15 protein-coding genes are annotated in these 18,148 nt (G+C 61.3%); 6 read left to right on the plus strand and 9 right to left on the minus strand.

What is annotated here, in order from left to right:
* Nucleotides 1-6: 6 nt before the first annotated feature.
* From ACYQ2I_RS01760 to ACYQ2I_RS01780, 5 genes are all read right to left on the minus strand, one after another.
* Nucleotides 7-453, minus strand: coding sequence for an ExbD/TolR family protein (locus tag ACYQ2I_RS01760; protein ID WP_460165266.1), 447 nt, complete (start codon nucleotides 451-453; stop codon nucleotides 7-9).
* 61 nt (nucleotides 454-514) lie between these two features.
* Entirely contained in the window at nucleotides 515-934 is a 420-nt protein-coding gene (locus tag ACYQ2I_RS01765; protein WP_460165267.1) for an ExbD/TolR family protein, read from the minus strand.
* Between the two features lie 82 nt (nucleotides 935-1,016).
* Nucleotides 1,017-1,955: a MotA/TolQ/ExbB proton channel family protein gene (locus ACYQ2I_RS01770; RefSeq protein WP_460165268.1), complete on the minus strand. Its 939-nt coding sequence runs from the start codon at nucleotides 1,953-1,955 to the stop codon at nucleotides 1,017-1,019.
* 78 nt (nucleotides 1,956-2,033) lie between these two features.
* Complete coding sequence (locus ACYQ2I_RS01775; protein ID WP_460165269.1) at nucleotides 2,034-3,095, minus strand: tetratricopeptide repeat protein; 1,062 nt, start codon at nucleotides 3,093-3,095, stop codon at nucleotides 2,034-2,036.
* Nucleotides 3,096-3,175: 80 nt separating this feature from the next.
* Nucleotides 3,176-4,120 carry a vWA domain-containing protein gene (locus ACYQ2I_RS01780; RefSeq protein WP_460165270.1) on the minus strand — a complete coding sequence of 315 codons (945 nt, stop codon included), beginning with the start codon at nucleotides 4,118-4,120 and terminating at the stop codon, nucleotides 3,176-3,178.
* A gap of 371 nt (nucleotides 4,121-4,491) precedes the next feature.
* Here ACYQ2I_RS01780 and def point away from each other — a divergent pair, with 371 nt between their 5' ends.
* Nucleotides 4,492-5,076 carry a peptide deformylase gene (gene def / locus ACYQ2I_RS01785; RefSeq protein WP_460165271.1) on the plus strand — a complete coding sequence of 195 codons (585 nt, stop codon included), beginning with the start codon at nucleotides 4,492-4,494 and terminating at the stop codon, nucleotides 5,074-5,076.
* Between the two features lie 36 nt (nucleotides 5,077-5,112).
* Here the strand turns inward: def and ACYQ2I_RS01790 are convergent, their stop codons facing one another.
* From ACYQ2I_RS01790 to ACYQ2I_RS01805, 4 genes are all read right to left on the minus strand, one after another.
* The gene (locus tag ACYQ2I_RS01790; RefSeq protein WP_460165272.1) at nucleotides 5,113-7,776 is read right to left on the minus strand and encodes a GDSL-type esterase/lipase family protein; all 2,664 of its coding nucleotides are present in this window, start codon (nucleotides 7,774-7,776) and stop codon (nucleotides 5,113-5,115) included.
* A gap of 221 nt (nucleotides 7,777-7,997) precedes the next feature.
* The gene (locus ACYQ2I_RS01795; protein ID WP_460165273.1) at nucleotides 7,998-9,032 is read right to left on the minus strand and encodes an alginate O-acetyltransferase AlgX-related protein; all 1,035 of its coding nucleotides are present in this window, start codon (nucleotides 9,030-9,032) and stop codon (nucleotides 7,998-8,000) included.
* Nucleotides 9,033-9,268: 236 nt separating this feature from the next.
* On the minus strand, nucleotides 9,269-10,699 hold the full coding sequence (locus ACYQ2I_RS01800) for an MBOAT family O-acyltransferase (protein ID WP_460165274.1): 1,431 nt from the start codon (nucleotides 10,697-10,699) through the stop codon (nucleotides 9,269-9,271).
* Nucleotides 10,700-10,759: 60 nt separating this feature from the next.
* Nucleotides 10,760-11,581, minus strand: a complete 822-nt coding sequence (locus ACYQ2I_RS01805; protein ID WP_460165275.1) for a sugar phosphate nucleotidyltransferase — start codon at nucleotides 11,579-11,581, stop codon at nucleotides 10,760-10,762.
* Nucleotides 11,582-11,896: 315 nt separating this feature from the next.
* Between ACYQ2I_RS01805 and ACYQ2I_RS01810 the strand changes: the two genes are divergently transcribed.
* The 5 genes from ACYQ2I_RS01810 (at nucleotide 11,897) to lptB (ending at nucleotide 18,106) form a co-directional block, all read left to right on the plus strand.
* Nucleotides 11,897-12,691 carry a PEP-CTERM sorting domain-containing protein gene (locus tag ACYQ2I_RS01810; RefSeq protein WP_460165276.1) on the plus strand — a complete coding sequence of 265 codons (795 nt, stop codon included), beginning with the start codon at nucleotides 11,897-11,899 and terminating at the stop codon, nucleotides 12,689-12,691.
* 346 nt (nucleotides 12,692-13,037) lie between these two features.
* On the plus strand, nucleotides 13,038-14,159 hold the full coding sequence (lpxK, locus tag ACYQ2I_RS01815) for a tetraacyldisaccharide 4'-kinase (protein WP_460165277.1): 1,122 nt from the start codon (nucleotides 13,038-13,040) through the stop codon (nucleotides 14,157-14,159).
* A gap of 63 nt (nucleotides 14,160-14,222) precedes the next feature.
* Nucleotides 14,223-15,221 carry a 3-keto-disaccharide hydrolase gene (locus ACYQ2I_RS01820; protein ID WP_460165278.1) on the plus strand — a complete coding sequence of 333 codons (999 nt, stop codon included), beginning with the start codon at nucleotides 14,223-14,225 and terminating at the stop codon, nucleotides 15,219-15,221.
* A 226-nt stretch (nucleotides 15,222-15,447) separates the two neighbouring features.
* Nucleotides 15,448-17,274, plus strand: a complete 1,827-nt coding sequence (gene lepB, locus ACYQ2I_RS01825; RefSeq protein WP_460165279.1) for a signal peptidase I — start codon at nucleotides 15,448-15,450, stop codon at nucleotides 17,272-17,274.
* Between the two features lie 34 nt (nucleotides 17,275-17,308).
* A complete protein-coding gene (gene lptB, locus ACYQ2I_RS01830) occupies nucleotides 17,309-18,106 on the plus strand; it encodes an LPS export ABC transporter ATP-binding protein (protein ID WP_460165280.1) in 798 nt (265 codons plus the stop codon).
* Nucleotides 18,107-18,148: the final 42 nt, after the last annotated feature.

Here is an 18,148-nt window from a genome sequence, read left to right on the forward strand (position 1 = left end):
AGGTGGTCAGGCGTCGGCAGGGGCCGCGAACTGTACGCGGGTAAGCCCCAGGTTCCGACAGACGTCGTATACGTCGATCACGTCGTTCATGGGTACGGCGTCATCAATGTCGAGGATCACCGGCAGGTCGATGCGAATGCGGGCGACGGCCGCCAGCCGATGCGATACCTCGGTCAAATTCGTGTAGGTGACGCCGTTGATTTCAAAGCGGGTGCCCTCGGCCGCGGCTGCCAAATGCACCACGACCTCGTCCAGGTCTTCCAGTTCGGGATCCGAAACGACGACGTCGCTGGTCGATCCAGGCAAGTTGAGCAGGCTGGGCAAAAGTGCCTCGGGGGGCTGAAACCCGGCCGTGCACAAGAAAAAGATGATCAACTGGAAAATGACGTCGATCATCGGCGTCATCGGCAGATCGGCTTCGCGGTGATTCCGATGTTTTGGGATGCGAACCATGACGGTCGATCGTTTCGTGACGAAAGGGACTGGGGCTCGTCCGCCGCCGGACGGGGGCGGCTCATCGTTTCTCGATCACACTGAATTGCACGTTCCACACGCCCGCCTTGCTGCATTCGACCAACACGGGGCCGACGAATCGGTACGGTGTACGCTTGTCGGTGCGAATGCGGATTTCCAGCGGCTGTTCGCTGGTTTCGGTTTCGAAGGCGAGCATGCGGGCAAGTCCTTGGCGGTCGATCGTGCGGCCGCCGACCAGCCATTCGCCTTCGGCGGTGATGTTGACGACGACGCGGCGGGCGGTGTCGTCTTCGGTGCGGATGCCCGATCGCGCTTCGGGCAAACTCAATTCGACGTCCGTCTCTTGCTTGGCCATGTGCCCGGCCAGCAAGAAAAAGATGATCAGCAGAAAAACCACGTCGATCATCGGCGTCATATTGAAGCGGACGCTCGGACGTCCGCTCGCGTCGGGTACTCGCATCGGCGTTCGTTTCGCAACTCGATTCGGTTTGCCGGATCGTTCTTCGTGTGTTCCGTCGCTTGGGGACCGTGGATCGGTGCGACTACGAGCGGTCCGCAGGAGGTGCCGGCGGGGCGGGCGTGCGGACGACGCGCAGCCGCTTGAGCGGCCGACACGCATGTTGCGCCGCGGCGGCCGTCTCGGCGATCAGCTCATCCACCCGATTGCGGAAGAACGCAAACACCGCCAGCGACGGGATCGCTACGATCAGTCCCTCGACGGTCGTCACCAATGCCAAGTAGATCCCTTGAGCCAAATCGGCCGCCCGGGCGGCGCCTTGCGTCTCAGCCACGTGCCGAAACGCCAAGATCATCCCGACCACCGTCCCCAACAGCCCGAGCATCGGGGCGATGTTGCCGATTACCGACAGGTACTCCACCTTGCGCAACAACCGGGCGGACTGTTCGGCCAGGGCCTCTTCCATGGCCTTTTCGACCTCGGGCCACCCACCTTCCAGCTCGATCAGGCCAGCGGCCAACACATGCCCGAGCACACTCGGGTTGCCGCGGCAACTCGCCAGCGCGTCTTGCCATCGTTTGGCGGTCAGCAGGCGATGGACCTCGTCCGCCAGTCCCGGCGGCATCAACACCTTCGCTCGAAGCGTCAAGGCGTGTTCCACCGCCAAGGCGACGACGGCGATCGACAGCAACATGATCACCAAGCCGACGATTCCGCCCGCCTTGAGGATTTCCCACAAGCCGCCGGGGGCACCGTCGGTCGATTCGGCGTCGGTTTCTTGGGGGGCCGCGTCGTCGGCTTCATCGGCTGTTGCGGGCGTTGTCGGAGCGGTCGAAGGCAATGCGCTCGTGTCGTTCGTTCCCGCCGGCGGCGAGGCCGTTTCGCTCGGTGCGTCGGGAATCTCCGGCGGAAACGGCGGCGCTTGGCCGTTTGCCGGTAACGCGATCAGGATTGCCGACAGCAGGCACGCGGGCGCCGTCCACCATCGCGGCATACCCTTCGGCTGGGCTCGATTCCGGTCCATGGGTCGATTCGATTCCTTTCGAGTTCAAAGTCGGTGTTTTCAACGTGTTCGGGTTCAAAGGGTTCGGGCGATCACCGCTCAGGGAGCCGTTCGGGCCGCTTCGGCATCGGGCGTTTCGGCGAAGCGTCGAATCAGCTCGAACCGCAGCCGCTCGGCCGATTCGCGATCGCCCAGTTTTTCGCGGCAACGAACGGCCTCGGCCAATGCCCGCGCCGCGGTGCGATATTGATCGTCGTGCAAGATCACTACCCGCATGAAACAGGCGGTGGCGTCTTCCCATCGTTGCCGTTGTGCCCAGGCGATTCCCAGCAGGTAGTATCCGCCGCCTTGCACGTTCCGCGGCATCTCGCGGAGCAGGCGTTCGCGGCTGCGCAGGATATCTTCCGAGGCAGCCAGGATATCGCGTCGATCGAGTTGCACCAAGGCCGCCTGTGCGATCGGTCTTGCCGCGGTGGTCGTCAAATTTTGCAAGGTCGTGCGGGCTTCGACGGCGTGCGGACCGGTCAGCAGATGGGCCGCACCCAACAACTGCGCCGCCGGATGCGGCGATCGCAGCCAACCGAGTGCCGCCTGTTGCAGGCTCGGATCAGGGGTACCGGGCAACCACGGCAACGGGCACACTTCGAAGTACGGTGTGTTCGGGTCGGCACTCAACAGGACGTCGACGAACTCCCGGCCCGCGGCCTCGGCCTGTCCTAGATTGTTCAGGCAACGCACGAGCCGGGCGGTCAATCGTAAGCGAACCCAGCCGCGTGTTTCTTCGCGGCGGGCGGTTTGATACAACGGTACGGCCTCGGCCCACTTGCGCTCGGCGAAACGGCGTTCGGCCTCTTGGGCCTGGGGTGAAAGCGACGTCTGGATGTCGATTACCCGCTGGGCCGGAAACGACCGCGCCACGCCCGTGTGATCCTCGATTTTCAACCCGTCGCCGCGATAGTCGACGACCGTTCCCCGGACGGTCATCGTTCCCCCGCCGTCGGTTGCCAACACGACGACGTCTTCCGCCTTCGCGCGCAGGGACGCACCCCAGGCGAACGCCAGCGCGGCAAGGAGCAGAAGCCGCACGCTGGGCATGCGCCGGGCCGCCGGACGGCCTCCGGTTCGAGCGGTCGTGTGCGAAATCCGTTTCGTGTTCAGCACGGCGTTGCGGGCGTCCTTTTTTCTGCGGGTGTCGCGTCCTCCCGCTGTAGGCGGGCGCGCGTGTGCGCGACTTTCGAGGGTCAATTTCTCCCGGTATCCAAGCGGGTGATATCGATGTACACATACTGACCGCGGTTTTGCCGGGCCAGTCGCATGAGAAAGTTTTCTCCGGCCGGCTTGGGGCCTAGGCCGAACTCGATGGTGTGAATGATCGTGCCCCCCGCCCAGGCGTGGATGCGGTCGAGCTGGTCGGCGGTCAAGCGCGGTTCATCGGCATCGGTGAGGAAGAAGACGACGTCGGGCCGCAATCGCAGTGCCATCTTCAAGGCGGCCTCGTGTCGGGTTCCGCCGTCGGCGGTAATCGAGGCGACGAATTGCTCGGCCCGCCGCTTGTTCGCATCGTCGGCGAAGGGTAATCGCGTTCCGCCCGCGGGATTGAACACCGTGGGCGACTCGTTGTAAAAGATGATTTCGAACTGCTGGGTGCGGTCGAGGCTGCGAATGCTGGCCAGCAATTCGCGTTTGGCGTAGGCCAGGGCGTTACGTCCCACACCGCCCATGCTGCCGGAGCGATCGAAGACGTAGACGAACTTGTTGCCTTCGGTTTGAATGCCGAACAACGAGGCCTGTCCCCCGCCGCCCACGCGGGCGCCGAAGCCGGGGCCTTCCGTCGCGCCCGACGCCCCGCCCGGAGTGGTGCCGGTGTCGTTCGCGGCCCCGATCAGCGGTAAGTCGGAGGGGAGCGCGCCGGTAGGATCGACCGGCGGCGTGTCGCTGAAGATCTCTTCGAGCGATCCGCCGGGGGCGGCATCGGCGGCTGACGCCTCGGCGCTGCCGCTTTGCTCGCTGACGAAATACTCCTTCGGCCCTTCTTGGTACTTCAACGCGATGCCGACTTCCGCCGTGCGCTCCAAACTCAATCCCGTGCCCGTCGAACCGCGCAACAGCCATGCCAGCACGCACAGCACCAGCGCATGCACGATCAGCGACACCAGCCAGGCGGGCAGTGTCGAAAACCGACCCAAAACGGGCTCGTCGTTCAGAGAAGAATCAGCCTGCGGCGACGCCATGCGCGATCGGGGGGATATTCGTGTTGCGAACTTCGGGTTCCGGAACGCGGTCGAAGAAGCCGGCCACGACACCAAACTGTACAAATGACAAGGAGTTACGTCCTAGGGGATTGTACGTCGGGCTGCGAGGAAACGTCAATTGCGATCTCCGCCGCAGGCAACGCGGCGAAACCGGCCGCCGACAAGGCGATCCCGCCGAGGTTGCCGACGGCGCATCCCCCTGGACGATCCGGCAAGTGGGGGGAACAATGAGACATCGGGCTCGGCCGAATATCGCTAGCTTGGGTGGACCGAACCGCCCATTAGGTTGTAGAGGAAATCCTGACGTGCAGGTCATTCATTATCCGCACCCCACGTTGCGGCACAAATCGAAACCGCTCCGGCGGGTGGATCGCGAGCTGCGGCGGATGATCGCCGAAATGTTCGAGCTGATGTACGCGCACGACGGGATCGGACTCGCCGCCAACCAGGTTGATCTGCCCTACCGCTTGTTCGTGTTGAACTTGACCGCCGACCCGAACGAAAAGGGTGAAGAACTGGTTTTCATCAACCCGGTGATTCCGCGCCGGTTCGGCGGGCAGGCCACCGCCGAAGAAGGGTGCCTCAGCTTCCCCGGTATTTATGCCCCGGTTTCTCGGCCCGCGGAAATCGTCGTCACCGGATACGACCTGGCCGGCAACGAAATCAAACTTGCCTGCAAGGGGCTGTTGGCTCGGGCGGTTCAGCACGAATTCGACCATCTCGAGGGAACGGTATTCATCGATCGCGTGGCCGACGACGAGCGACTCAAGATTGCCGAAGGCATTGCCGCGCTGGAACAGCAATTCGCCGAAGGTCGAAAGGCGGGAACGATTCCCGACGACGACGCCATCGCCGCACGATTGGCCGAACTCGAAGCCGCCCGCACGTGACTTCTTCGTGCGGTGCCGGGGCGGGGCCCGCGGACGTCATTCGTTCCATGCTTCGCCGGTCAAGTACGGCCGCAATTTCTCGCTCCACAGCCGATAACCTTCGTCGCTGCAATGCAGGCCGTCGGCCACGAACAGTTCTTTGCGCGGTTTGCCGTCGGGGCCCAACATGATCGATTCGATGTCGAGGTAGGCGATTTCGACGGTCGGATCGATCTCGGCGTAGCGGGCGATCAGCCGATTCGCGCGTTTCACTTCGTCGAGCAAGTGATACCGGGCGATGCTCGGCTTGATCGCGACGAAGACGATCTTCGCACCGGGCATGCGAAAGCGGGCCAAACGCACGAATCGCGAGAAACGGGCGAGAACCTCTTCGGCCGACACACCCGCCGCAATGTCGTTGTCGCCTGCGTAGAACACGATCATCCGCGGACGCAACGGCACCAGGATCCGCTCGGCATAATAGGTGACTTCGTTGATTTGCGAACCGCCGAAACCGCAATTCACCACGTCGAGATCGGGAAACCACTTGTCGAGATCCCAGCGAACGATGCTCGAGCTGCCTGCGAAGACGATCGCATCCTTCGGTGCGCCGGCGTTCCGTTTTTCGATCTCGGCAATCGTCGATTCCCAGCGGGTGATGGGTTTGGCCGGGTCGGTCGGTTCCTCCAAAACGACATCTTCGATCAGCTTGCGTTCGACCAGTATCGCGTCGCGCCGCATGCCCATCACGCGGAAGTACTCGGCATGAAAGCCGGGAACCAGGCGGCGGACTTTCTCGGGATCGGCGAAGCGGATGCGGCCGCCGGCGGCGTCTTCGATGCCGGTCGCTTCGCGGGTTGTATCGACCAGATTGTTTTCGAGGACGATGTACGGTTCGGCTTTCTTCTCGAATTCGCTCCAACGACCGCCGATCGCGATGTTCCTTGCAATCACGTTGCCTTTGGGCGCGCCCGGCTCGTCGTTCGGAATGTTCGCCAGATCGCCGTAGCGGCTTTTCCATGCGATCGACTCGACGGGCATCGCATTCAAACGGTTCGGCATGGTGTCGTTCAGGTGGTAAGCCGCCCATCCCAGTGCCCGCGCATCGACATGAACTGCACGATCACAGTCGATGAACACGTTGTTCAGCACGCGGTTGTCACGTCCACCGCCGACGAACGCCGCCCGCGTGACGTTACGGAAGAGGTTGCCCACGATCGTCGTCCCGCAGTACATGTCGTCGAGGTATACGCCCACGCAGCCGCGGTCTTCGAAGCCGTTGATGTCGTGGAAGTAGTTCGCAGCGACGACGGTTCCTCGTTGCGTCCAATCGCGTCCCGAGTAGACGGCGCCTGCGTCGTTCGACTCCAGGCACACGTGATCGATTTCGTTGCCCACGAAGGTGTGTTCGTTTCCGCCGAACCCGATTGCCTGGTGCGGGGCGTGATGAATGTGGTTGAAGGCGACGAGAATGCCGACGCCGCCCGCGGCAACACCCGGCTGGTACATGGGATGAATCCGGCCGTAATCGTGGATGTCGTTGCCGATTGCCGCATGCGAGCCGGGGGTGAGTGTCTTGCGGTCGCCGCCGGAAAGGCGCACACCGCCGTCACCCAGCGAGTACAGATCGCTGTCGAACACGCCGCACAGTTCCCCGCCGTCGACCTGCACGCCCCAACTGCCCGCGTTCCGCACGAGACAATCATCGAGGAACACATGCCGGCAGTTGCGGACGGTCACGGCCGTGGCGCGGCAGTGCTCGAAGACCAATCCGCGGACGGCGACATGCGCGGCATCGTGGATCGAAAGGAGCGTATCGACAACCGAAACGACCGGCCGACCCTTTGCCGGATCATCCTGATAGCCCTCCGGCGGATAGAAGTACAACTCGCCGGTTTCTCGATCCAAGTACCACTCGCCCGGCCGATCCAGTTCACAGAGCAGGTTGTACGCGTAGTACCACTGCCCCTTGCGGTAGCCGTAGCGATGGTACGGCGGAGCCACTTCGATGACGTGCTTTTCGGTATCGATCCGCGCGATCGGGTGATGGTCGGACGACCAGTCATGGAACCAATAGCCGTGAACCCAGGGATCTTTTTCTTCGGTCCACCGTGCGGGTCGATCGCCTTCGTAGATGAACTTGCCCACCCGATCGCCCTTACGACCGCGGACATCGAACGGCTGCTCGCCGACGACATCGACGATCTTGACGAATCCTTCATTCGGCCAGCGGGCGAGCGTCTGCGGCCGATCGTCGAAGAAGAACTCGATCCCTCCGCCGCTGGGTTTGCCGAAGTCGGTGACGCCCAACTTGGCGAGATCGGCCCGCCACACCTTGCCGCGCGCTTCTTCGGGAAGTCGAGCCAGGGTCGCTTCGTCGCGCACGCGCTGCCAGCCCGTCACGGCCGTTCCCCCGCTGAAGCGCGCCTTGCGGGACTCGGCCGCCGCGATTTCCACACGCCACGGCGAACCGGACGCGGGTAAGTCGAGTTCGATCGTATCATGCGGCCGGTACGTGCCTGCGGTCAATTCGATGCGGACGATCCCGCCTTCGGCATCGTCGGCGACGATCTGTTTCGCCTTTGCGACCGCCTCGGCCAACGCATGCGGATCGTCCGGGTGCACGGTGAGGACGACTTCCTTCGCCTGAGCTGCCGAAAACGCAACGATCCCTAAAACGGAGATTGCAAACAACAGACCGACACGTCGCAGACAACCCATGATCTTCCGACTCCTGTGTGAGCAAATCGAACCGGCAAACGGAGCGCATGCACTTGCCGCACCGCACGCGCAGATGCGCAAGGTGGGAGAGACAGGCAGGCATTTTCTTCGGCGGCGCGCACCGCCGCGACGGACGATGTTTCCCGTCCCGCGCGGATGTCTATTCAAAACCGAGGATCCGCTTGTGTCAAACCGATGCGCGGTGGCCACCGACAAAGCTCTCAATCCGAAGCAGATGCGGTAGTCCGAATCATGCTAGGCGGTTCGTTTGCCAGCACTCGTTCGACCATCACGCGAATCACGAGTGTGGGCCGAAGCTCCCGCACCAACCCTTCGTCGAAATGGTTGTTCCAAATCCAGTACGCTTCTTTAAAATGCGGGCCGAGATAGGGAAGCAACGCCGTAGCAAAGGAATCGCGGAAAATGACTACGCGTTCGATCTCTCCAGATGACGACACGGTACGGAACCGTGTGAGCTCTGGCCTCCGGCTGATGTTGGCCGTCTCCAACCAAAACCAACGCCGCAATTCTTCATTTGCCGGCCTCACGCGAACTGCGTCCTCTTGAAGGATTTCACGGATACCGATCATGCGAGCCAGATCACCGGCTTGCTGCTTTGCGGCACTGATCTCGTATTGCGTCTTCAATTCGTCAACAATCGTCTCACCCAACGGGCCCAGCGCCTTCCCGATGCTCTGCGCACAAAGATAAGCCCCAAATTCATTCCAGTGTGTGTCCGTCATGTAGTAGGTCTGTTGCGCGCTCTTGGCTTCTTTCAAAACATTCCTGACGTCGACAAACGCAAGGTTGTCGACGCTTCGGCACACTTCACACAGGCGGTCCGTGACTGTTCCTTTCCCCGGTTTTCCGACATGCGTTGGCAGAAGTTCCGGATAAATTGTGCTCTTGTTAGGGCCTATGACGACTACATAGGGCGCCCCCACGTCGCGGCATACGTCGGCTTCCTGTTCGAACGTCGCACGCCAATTCGTAACATGTTCGACGCTTCGCACGTTCTCAGATTCGATGAACCGCCGAACCTCACCGTTGTAATAAAACAACCACCCGTCTTTGCCGATAATCACATCGCCGATGCGTCCTGATCTCATGCAGAAGTACTCGACGATGCCGCCCATGCGAATCCACACATCTTTGCCGCCGTAATCCCTGGTGATCTGTTTCTTTACAGCTCGTGCAAGTGCGTAGCCGGTGCGGAGTATCGAAGCTTGACTGTCACGCTTATTGCTATCGTTCACCTCTTCACTCGCTGGAAGAGGTGAAACGCACGCCGGCAAGGCAGCCCCTACATCTTCAAGTCGATTCGACTTTCCGAAGTGTTCGTTTAGCCAACCAATGCCGACGCGAAAATTGTCCAGCCAGGGACACCCAATCAGTAGACTGAAGACCAATACCAGTATCGCGTCGGATGCGATTGTTTCGCGACGTTCGGTGTTCATTGCCGTTTTTTGTGCCAAGATTCCCAGGGATGTCCTCAAAACCGAAAATAGATGAACGGATTGTGCGTCGACATCGCCGAGACGCACTCGAGCCAGAAGAACACGACCGCCAATCCGACCACGCGCACGACTTCGACGATCGGTTGTGACTGCGGCCACATACGACAAATTAGTCTCGGCAATGCTCGGTAAGCGGGTGAAACCCCCACAATCGCCAAACAGGCGGCAATGGTACAGTGAAGATCCCATCCCACCGACGCTGCCAATCCGCTAATATCATGCGCCCAATCACCGAAGGCCAACATTGCCTGTAGCATTTGCGCCGCCTGCGCAAAAGATTCTGCTCGAAATAGGACCCAGCCAAACATCACAACTGTGAAGGTGTAGAACCAACGCATCGCTTTGGGGAGTCGCTCGAGCGACTGCCGCAATCCCATGCGTTCGATCACAAGAAACATTCCGTGATACAACCCCCAGACAACAAATGTCCACGCAGCACCGTGCCATAACCCGCACACAAGAAACACAGTCACCAAGTTGCGAAACGTTCGCAACGTCCCATGTCGATTTCCTCCCATGGGGATATACATGTAATCGCGAAACCAAGTGGAAAGGGAAATGTGCCAGCGCCGCCAAAACTCCGTTACCGAGGTGGAGATATACGGATAGTTGAAATTCTCTTCGAAATGAAATCCGAACATCCTCCCTAGACCGATCGCCATATCGGAGTAGCCCGAAAAGTCGTAGTAAATCTGGGCCGTATAGCACAACGTGGCGATCCAAACCATAACAGAGGTAAGTTCGGTAGAGGGAAGTCCGAACACGTGGTCAACGATTCGCCCAAGAACATCAGCGATGAGAAGTTTCTTGCCCAAGCCCACAATGAAACGCTGAACGCCCTGCGCCATGTCGGTTAAGGTCGTTTGCCGATCGACGATTTCACGTGCAATCGTGGAATATCGGACGATCGGACCGGCAATTAGTTGCGGGAAAAGGGAAATATACAAAGCCAAGTGAAAAGGATTTCGTTGCGGTTCGGTTTCGTCACGGTATACATCAAAGAGATAAGACATGGCCTGAAAGGTGTAAAACGATATGCCGACCGGTAACGCCGGATCAACCTCCGGCACCGAAGGCAATCCCAATTGCGTCAACACTGCGTTTAGGGAAGAGGTGAAGAAACGGGCGTACTTGAAAACGCCGATACACGCCACATTCAAAGCGATCCCGACACCGAAGACGAGACGGCGACGACGCGTTCCTGCCGGCCCCAAGGTGAGAGCGCAAAAGTAGTTGATCGCGATTACCGCCAACATAAGAAATACATAGATCGGCTCACCCCAGGCGTAGAAGAATAGGCTGAATAATAGCAAAATCGGGTTTTTGAGCGATTTCGGCGCGACAAAGTAGACAAGAAGTAACGTCGGCAAGAAGACGAACAGAAATGGTGGCTCCGAGAACAGCATGTCGCTACCCCAAAGCAGACTGACGGTGGGTTTGGTGATCTGTGCAAAAGAAAGCCGTTCTTACAACACCACGGCGACCCCTTTGAGACGTTTGCGGATTTCGGGGATGTCGGCGCGGCTGGTCATGTCGAGGACGGGGGCCTCGATCGGCAACGCGCGGAACCGTTCGCCCAGCTTCTCCATCGCGTATTCCACTGCGCTGGGCAGTTCGAGTTCACCCCGCGGCGACGGTTCGATCTTCGCGCAGGCCTCGAAGATCGCCGGTCCGAAACGCCAGCAGTTCATACTCAACCACAACGGACGCGGCAGCGTCGCCAGGGTTTGTTCGTCGGGTTTTTCGACGATCCGTTCGAGATATCCTTCGTCGTCGATCAGCCCTACGGCGAAGGCCTTGATTCGCTCGGCGGCGATGTTGCTGCCGTTGAGCATCGCCTCTTGCCCGAAAAGGGCGGTGGCGGGGCCGTCCGCCTCGCGGAGCGCCCGCAGCGCCTCCTGCGGATAGTAGTTGTCGGAATTGAGCACGATGAACGGATCGTCGCCGGCGAATTCGGCGGCGGCGGCGACGGCGTCGGCCGTCCCTTTCGGCTCTTGCTGGACCGCGAAGTCGATCGACAGTCGCGTGAGCGAGACCTCTTCGGTGTAGTAGCGGCGAAGCGCATCGTGATCGGGAGCCACGATCAGGCACACTTGGCGATAGCCCGCGTCGGCCAACGCCGAAAGGACATAGTCCAAGAACGGCCGGTCGATGGGGATCATGGCCTTGACGCCGGTCGCGGCGACGCGGGCGGTGGCCTCGTCCAGTTCCGCCGAGGCGTCCTCGCGCCGCATTCGGGTGCCCAATCCTCGCGCCAAAATGACCGCCTTGGTCGCCTGCTGTGCCATCGTCCGGCTGCTCCTCGTTCCCGCTAGAGAAATGTCAAAAGATAAGCTGTGTCGATTGCCCGGCGGCCCTCCCTCATGCAAGGGGGGTGATTCCTCGAAATTGCGGGCAATGCGTTCCCACTATCATAGCACGCGGCGCCGATTCTCTCGAAGGACGAAAGTCTTGTAGGGGAAAAAACCTATTTTTCTGGCAGCTTGTTCCCGCCGTTTGGCGAATCAGAATCGATATAGTCGACAAAGCCAACTATCGTCGCGGCCGTGTTTGCGGCCGGGTTCTGCCGGATCGCGGGTACCGGGAAGAGAGAGGTGCACCCCATGAAACTGCTACGTGGTGTCATTGCGCTGGGAATTGTCTTGGGAACGGCTCTGAGCGTTCAGGCGGCGCTGACCGCCCCGTCGTTCGACGACTTTGGAGAACTTTCGGGCGCCACCTTCGGCGGTTCGGGGATCCCCAACGATCATATGGCGATTCGAACCCTAACCGACGATATGGGCACGTCCGAAACCTCGGACGATGTCACGATCACACTGGGCTTGACCGCCCACGGGCGCTACAGTTATTCGCAGTGGTACGGAGAGCCGGGTTACTTCTACGTCGAACGCGGCACGTTCGGCGGTACCGGCTCCGATGCCGACTATGCCCGCTGGAACTTCGGATGGTATGTCGAATTCTCCCAAGACCCGGCGGGTGCGTACGCCGTCGAGTTGCTGTACGACTTCGATCCCGGAGCCGACACGGACGAGTCGAGTCTCGGCTCGTTGGGTTTCTTGGCGGCCACGACCACCGGCGAAACGGTGTTCCAGAATAGTTGGAACTTCGGAATGGGCTTCTTGGGCGTCGACAGCGCGAATGCCGGATGGTACACGCAAAAGCCGAGCGCCGTGTTCGACCCCGTCGCCGAAGGCGAATACACGATTGCCTTGCAAGTATGGAAAAACCCCGTTTTCAATACCGACACCAGCGGGAATTATGTCTCGCTGCAATCGGGGACGGCCTTGGGCGACCCGGTAGCCATCAAGGTGAACGCCGTTCCCGAGCCGGGAACCTGGACGGCCTTGCTCGGACTGGCGGCGATCGGCGGCATCTGCTGGCGGCGACGACGTCGCTGAGCGCAAGAGGGGTTGCAATCGAAGAAACAGGACGGCGCATCCGAGTCGGGTGCGCCGTTTTCACATGTGTGCCGAGCATGTTTGACGGCTCGAGGGGACACGTCCCTTGTCCAACTTGACGGCGGTGAAAGGACCGAAACGGGGCGTTGCGGCGAAGACGCTTTTGCGGTTCAAGTAGCGGGTCCGGGAGCCGACGAAACGGAACCGCGGCGGCTCAGCCGCAGCATGGTCTTTGCAATCGCTATGCCGAATGCCTCCCTCGACTCGCGCGGCCTCGGGTGATTTCCACCGAGTGCCCTGCCGGGCGTGCGGCGGATACGATACACTGACAAGGCCGTTCGCCGCCGTGACGACGGCCGGGAAGCCTTTGGTCCAGCGTGTGGAAGCGAACCGCCTCGCCGTGCTCCGCCCCAGCGACTATCACGCGATTCTCAGCGGCCGCCGAAAGGACGTGTCCGCCCGTCTGCTTCGTGCAGGCTTGCGGGCGTGCGAGCCGATTTACGGCCTGGCGGTTTGCCTGCGGAACCGGCGATACGACACCTGGCCCGCGCGGGCGCACCGACTCGACGTGCCCGTCGTCAGCGTGGGAAACCTTACGACCGGGGGAACGGGGAAGACCCCGCTGGTAATCACGCTGGCCCAATGGGCCTTCGACGACGGCAAACACCCCATTCTGCTTAGCCGCGGCTATAAAGGGACACCCGAGGGAAACGACGAAGCTGCGGTGATTCGTCTCCATTTGCCGCAGCTTGTCCATCTTCAAGATCAGAACCGCGTGCGGGCGGCACAAGCGGCCTTGCAAACTCATCGCGTCGATCTTTTTCTGTTGGACGACGGCTTTCAGCACCGGCGGCTGCACCGCGATGCCGATATCGTGTTGCTCGATGCCCTTGCACCGTTCGGTTTCGGCCACCTTCTGCCGCGGGGACTGCTGCGAGAGCCGAAATCGTCGTTGCGGCGGGCGGATGCGCTGGTGCTGTCGCGGGCGGACCTGGTCGAGGGCGAACGCCGCCGTGCCGTCCGTCGCGAAGCCGAACGCGCGGCCGGTCGCGCACTGCCGTGGGCCGAGATCCGCCATCGGCCCGGCTACTTGCGAAGTCTCCCACAAGAGAACGGCGACGCCCCCCTCGAACCGGTCGAGCGGCTACGTGATGCGGCGGTGGTGGGATTTTGCGGGCTGGGGAGCCCGACCGGCTTCCGGCGCACGCTCGAGTCGCTGGGTGCCCGAATCCTTGCCTTTTGCGAGTTTCCGGATCATCATCGGTTTTCCGAGCAAGACGTCATCCGGCTGATCGACATTGCGCACAATGTCAATGCCGATTGCCTCGTGTGCACCGAAAAAGATCTCGTCAAGCTCGCCTCTTTCGACTGGGCCGATATGCCGGTCAAAGCGGTGGGCATCGAGATCGAGTTCCTCGCCGGTGAATCGGAATTGCGATCGCTGTTTCGTGCGGCAATCGGCGGTTGATGAATTCCCGGATTGCGGCTCGTCCCCGTTCCATGCGTCTTCGACAGTTGGGAGGATTTCACCATGATGCGGATCGGTTTGGGATTGCTGTTGGTTTGCAGCTTGGGATGGACCGATAACGCCTTCGCCCTGGCACCGGATGCCGAGCCGGTGTACGCCGATCCTGCCGAAGCGGCAAAGGATCCCGATTTCGTCGTTCAGGGTGAGTACGTCGGGCGCGTCTCGACCGACGAAGGGGCGGCGACCGTCGGCGCCCAGGTGATCGCCCTGGGGCACGGCCAATTCGAAGGGGTCATGTACATCGGCGGCCTGCCCGGTGACGGTTGGACGGGGGAACCGGTCGTCCGCGCCCAAGGCGCGCGAAACGACAAGAACCAGGTCGTCTTCCAGAACGACCGCGGCAAAGGCGTGCTGGCCGACGGCAAAATCACGGTGATCGTGGGCGACAAGATAGCCGGTGTCCTCGAAAAGGTCGAACGGAAGAGCCCGACCCTAGGGATGAAGCCCCCCAAAGGCGCCGTGGTATTGTTCGACGGTACGACGGCCGACAACTTCATCGGCGGGCGCATGACTCCCGACGGGTTGCTGATGGAAGGTGCCACCAGTAAGCAGAAATTCCAAAGCTTCCGCCTTCACTTGGAATTTCGCACGCCGTTCAAGCCGACGGCTCGCGGTCAAGCCCGCGGTAACAGCGGTTTCTACGCCCAAGGCCGGTACGAAGTGCAAATCCTCGATTCGTTCGGCCTTAGCGGAGAAGACAACGAATGCGGCGGCATCTACAAGGTGGCCCGTCCGAAAGTGAACATGTGCTTCCCGCCGCTTTCGTGGCAGACGTACGACGTCGAATTCCACGCGGCGAAGTACGAGGGCGACCGCAAGGTGCAAAATGCCCGCATCACCGTGCGACACAACGGCGTGTTGATCCACGAAAACCAAGAGGTGCCGCACGCGACGACGGCCGCGCCCGTCAAAGAAGGCCCCGAACCCGGCCCGATCTTCCTGCAAAACCACGGCAATCCGGTGCGATTCCGGAACATTTTCGTGGTACCGCTGGAAGACTGACGGCCTGTTGGGCGTTTCCGTTCGTGGTCGCGCGGGCGGGACGGCACTCCCCCGCCGCGCGGTCCCCGGCAAACCCGTGTTTTCCCTGCACGGCGGCACCGGTATATTGCAGAATGGCAATCGGGGAGTCGTCCGCGCGCGTGCGGTCGGTTTTCCCTCGTCGCCGCGGGCACGTCACATCCCACGGTGAGTAAGCGATTTGGCCGCTACGAGAAAGATTCCTTTGATGACCACCGCCTTGGTTCAGCGATTCGATTTCCTTTGGACGTGGATGAAAAGCGACGCCGCGACTGCCAAGCGGCGCGGGCGATCCGGCCGCGACGGCTCGAAGACCAAGTCCGACAAACCCGGCGAGAAGAACGAGAAGGACTCGACGGCCGTCTGGGTGCGCGAGGTCGTCGAAGCGATCTGCGTCGCGCTGATCTTGGCGTTCTTGTTCCGTACCTTCGAGGCCGAGGCGTTCGTCATTCCGACCGGCTCGATGGCCCCGACCTTGATGGGCCGGCACAAGGACCTCGTCTGCGACCAGTGCGGTTTTCCCTTCCAGGTGGGCGCGAGTGAAGAAATCGACAAAGAGAGCGGTCGGCGCACCGGCCAGGTGGTCATCGGTGGAACGTGCCCCAATTGCCGGCACACGATGGCCGTCGGCCCCAACAGCGACGAGCCCCACCCCTCGTACAAGGGCGACCGCATCTTGGTCGCCAAATATCCCTATCACTTCGGTGAACCCGAACGCTGGGACGTGATCGTGTTCAAGTATCCCGGCGCGGCCGCCACGAACTTCATCAAGCGGCTGGTAGGGTTACCGAACGAGACGGTCCGTATCCACCACGGCGATATTTGGATTCGCGACGACGGCAACGGCGACGGCGAATTTCACATCGCCCGCAAACCGCCGAAGAAAATCCTCGCGATGATGCAACCGGTCTATGACAACGACTACCGGGCCGAGGTGTTGCGTCGAGCCGGTTGGCCCCCGCGCTGGGACGTCGACGAGGCGTCACAAGGCGAATGCACGCCGCTGGAAGACGACACCGCCTTTCAATGCGAATCGCCGCACAGCGAAGTGTGGCTGCGCTACCGGCACATCGTCCCCGATTGGCCCGACTGGGAACAGGCGATCCAAGGTCAGCCCATTTCTCCCGATTCGCCCAAAGCACGTCTGATCTCCGATTTCGCGGCTTACAACACAAACGACTCGGTGCGCCTGCCCGGCTACCAGGGCCAGTTGTTGGGCAACGTGCGACCCGCCCCGCCGCGCGGCGACCAGTTGGGGCTGAACTGGGTCGGCGACCTGGTCGTCGAGTGCGAGGCCGAGGTCGTCTCGCAAGACGGCCGGATCTTGCTCGATTTGGTTGAAGGCGGTCGGCATTTCGTGTGCTCGCTCGACATCGCCGGGGGAGAAGCCGTGTTCACCATCGACGGCGACGAGGTCGGTCGCGCCGCGACGCAGTTGAGCGGTCCCGGCACGTACCGCCTGCGATTTGCCAATGTCGACGATCAGCTCGTGCTGTGGGTCGACGGCAAGTCGTACCCCGTTCCTTACGAAACGTTGCCTTGGCGGATGCCTCAGTTGGACGACCGCGATCGCCCCGTGCGGCTGGGCATTCGCAACGGGAACGTCGTCTTCCGGCATTTGAAGGTGTTCCGCGACATTTACTACATCGCGCATTTGCGGGCGACCCAATCGCCGATGTACGACTTCGATTTCGCGACATCGCCGTACCGTTATTTGACGCCCGGCCCCGGAGCGGGCGATCGATTCCGCGAGATGGTCCTCGAGGTCATGGCAAATCCCGACTATTGGAACACCTTTGCCGAAGGGAATACCCTCGAGTTCAGTCTGAAGGACGACCAATATTTCGTGCTGGGCGACAACAGTCCGCAAAGCGAAGACGGCCGTTTCTGGCGCGATCAGCATTACGTCGATCGAAACCTGCTGATCGGCAAGGCGATCGCGGTCATCTGGCCGCACTCGCTGGACCGCATTCCGGGGACGAACATTCCGATTCGCTTCTTCCCGAACTTCGCGCGGATGCGGCTGGTCCGCTGACGCGGTTTATGCTCTCGTGCAAAGGATGGAACCGATGACGCGCATGTCGACGGGCAAACGGATCTTGCGTTCGACAGCCGCCGAAACCGACGCCGTCCCGCAGGCGATGCTGGCCGCGGTCGGGTTGGCCAAGGTCTACGGTCGCCGACGCGTCGTCGACGGAGTTTCGTTCGAAGTCCACCCGGGCGAAATCGTGGGGCTGTTGGGACCGAACGGGGCTGGTAAGACGACCAGCTTCCGCATGGTGTGCGGGATGATCCGCCCCACCGAGGGCAAAGTGTATCTGAACGGCCACGACGTGACCGACTGGCCCATGTACCGCCGCGCCCGCGACGGGGGAATGGGGTATTTACCCCAGGATGCCAGTGTCTTTCGCAAGCTCACCGTCGAAGAAAACCTGTTGGCGGTGATGGAGCTTTTGAACTTCGACAAGAAGACCCGCGTCGCCCGCTGCAACGAATTGTTGGAGCAGTTCGACATCGCCCGACTGCGAAAATCGAAGGCCGGCTCGCTCTCGGGAGGCGAACGGCGGCGTCTCGAAATCGCCCGCACCCTCGTCTCGAACCCCAAGATCATCCTCCTCGACGAACCGTTCACCGGAATCGATCCGGTGACGATCGACTCGATTCAGGACATTGTGCGGTCGCTGCGGGCACAGGGGATTTCGATCTTGATTACGGACCACCAGGTGCGCGAGACGTTGCAGATCACCGACCGCAGCTACGTCGTGCGCGAAGGACGCATCTTGTGTCACGGCTCGCCGCAAGAGGTCCTGGCGAATCCCGACGCCCGGCGCTACTACTTCGGCGAAGACATGGACTTGCCTTCGTAAGCGACCCCGGCGTGGTTTCGGTAGTCGCCGTGATCGAATCGA

This window comes from Thermostilla marina (assembly GCF_054657455.1).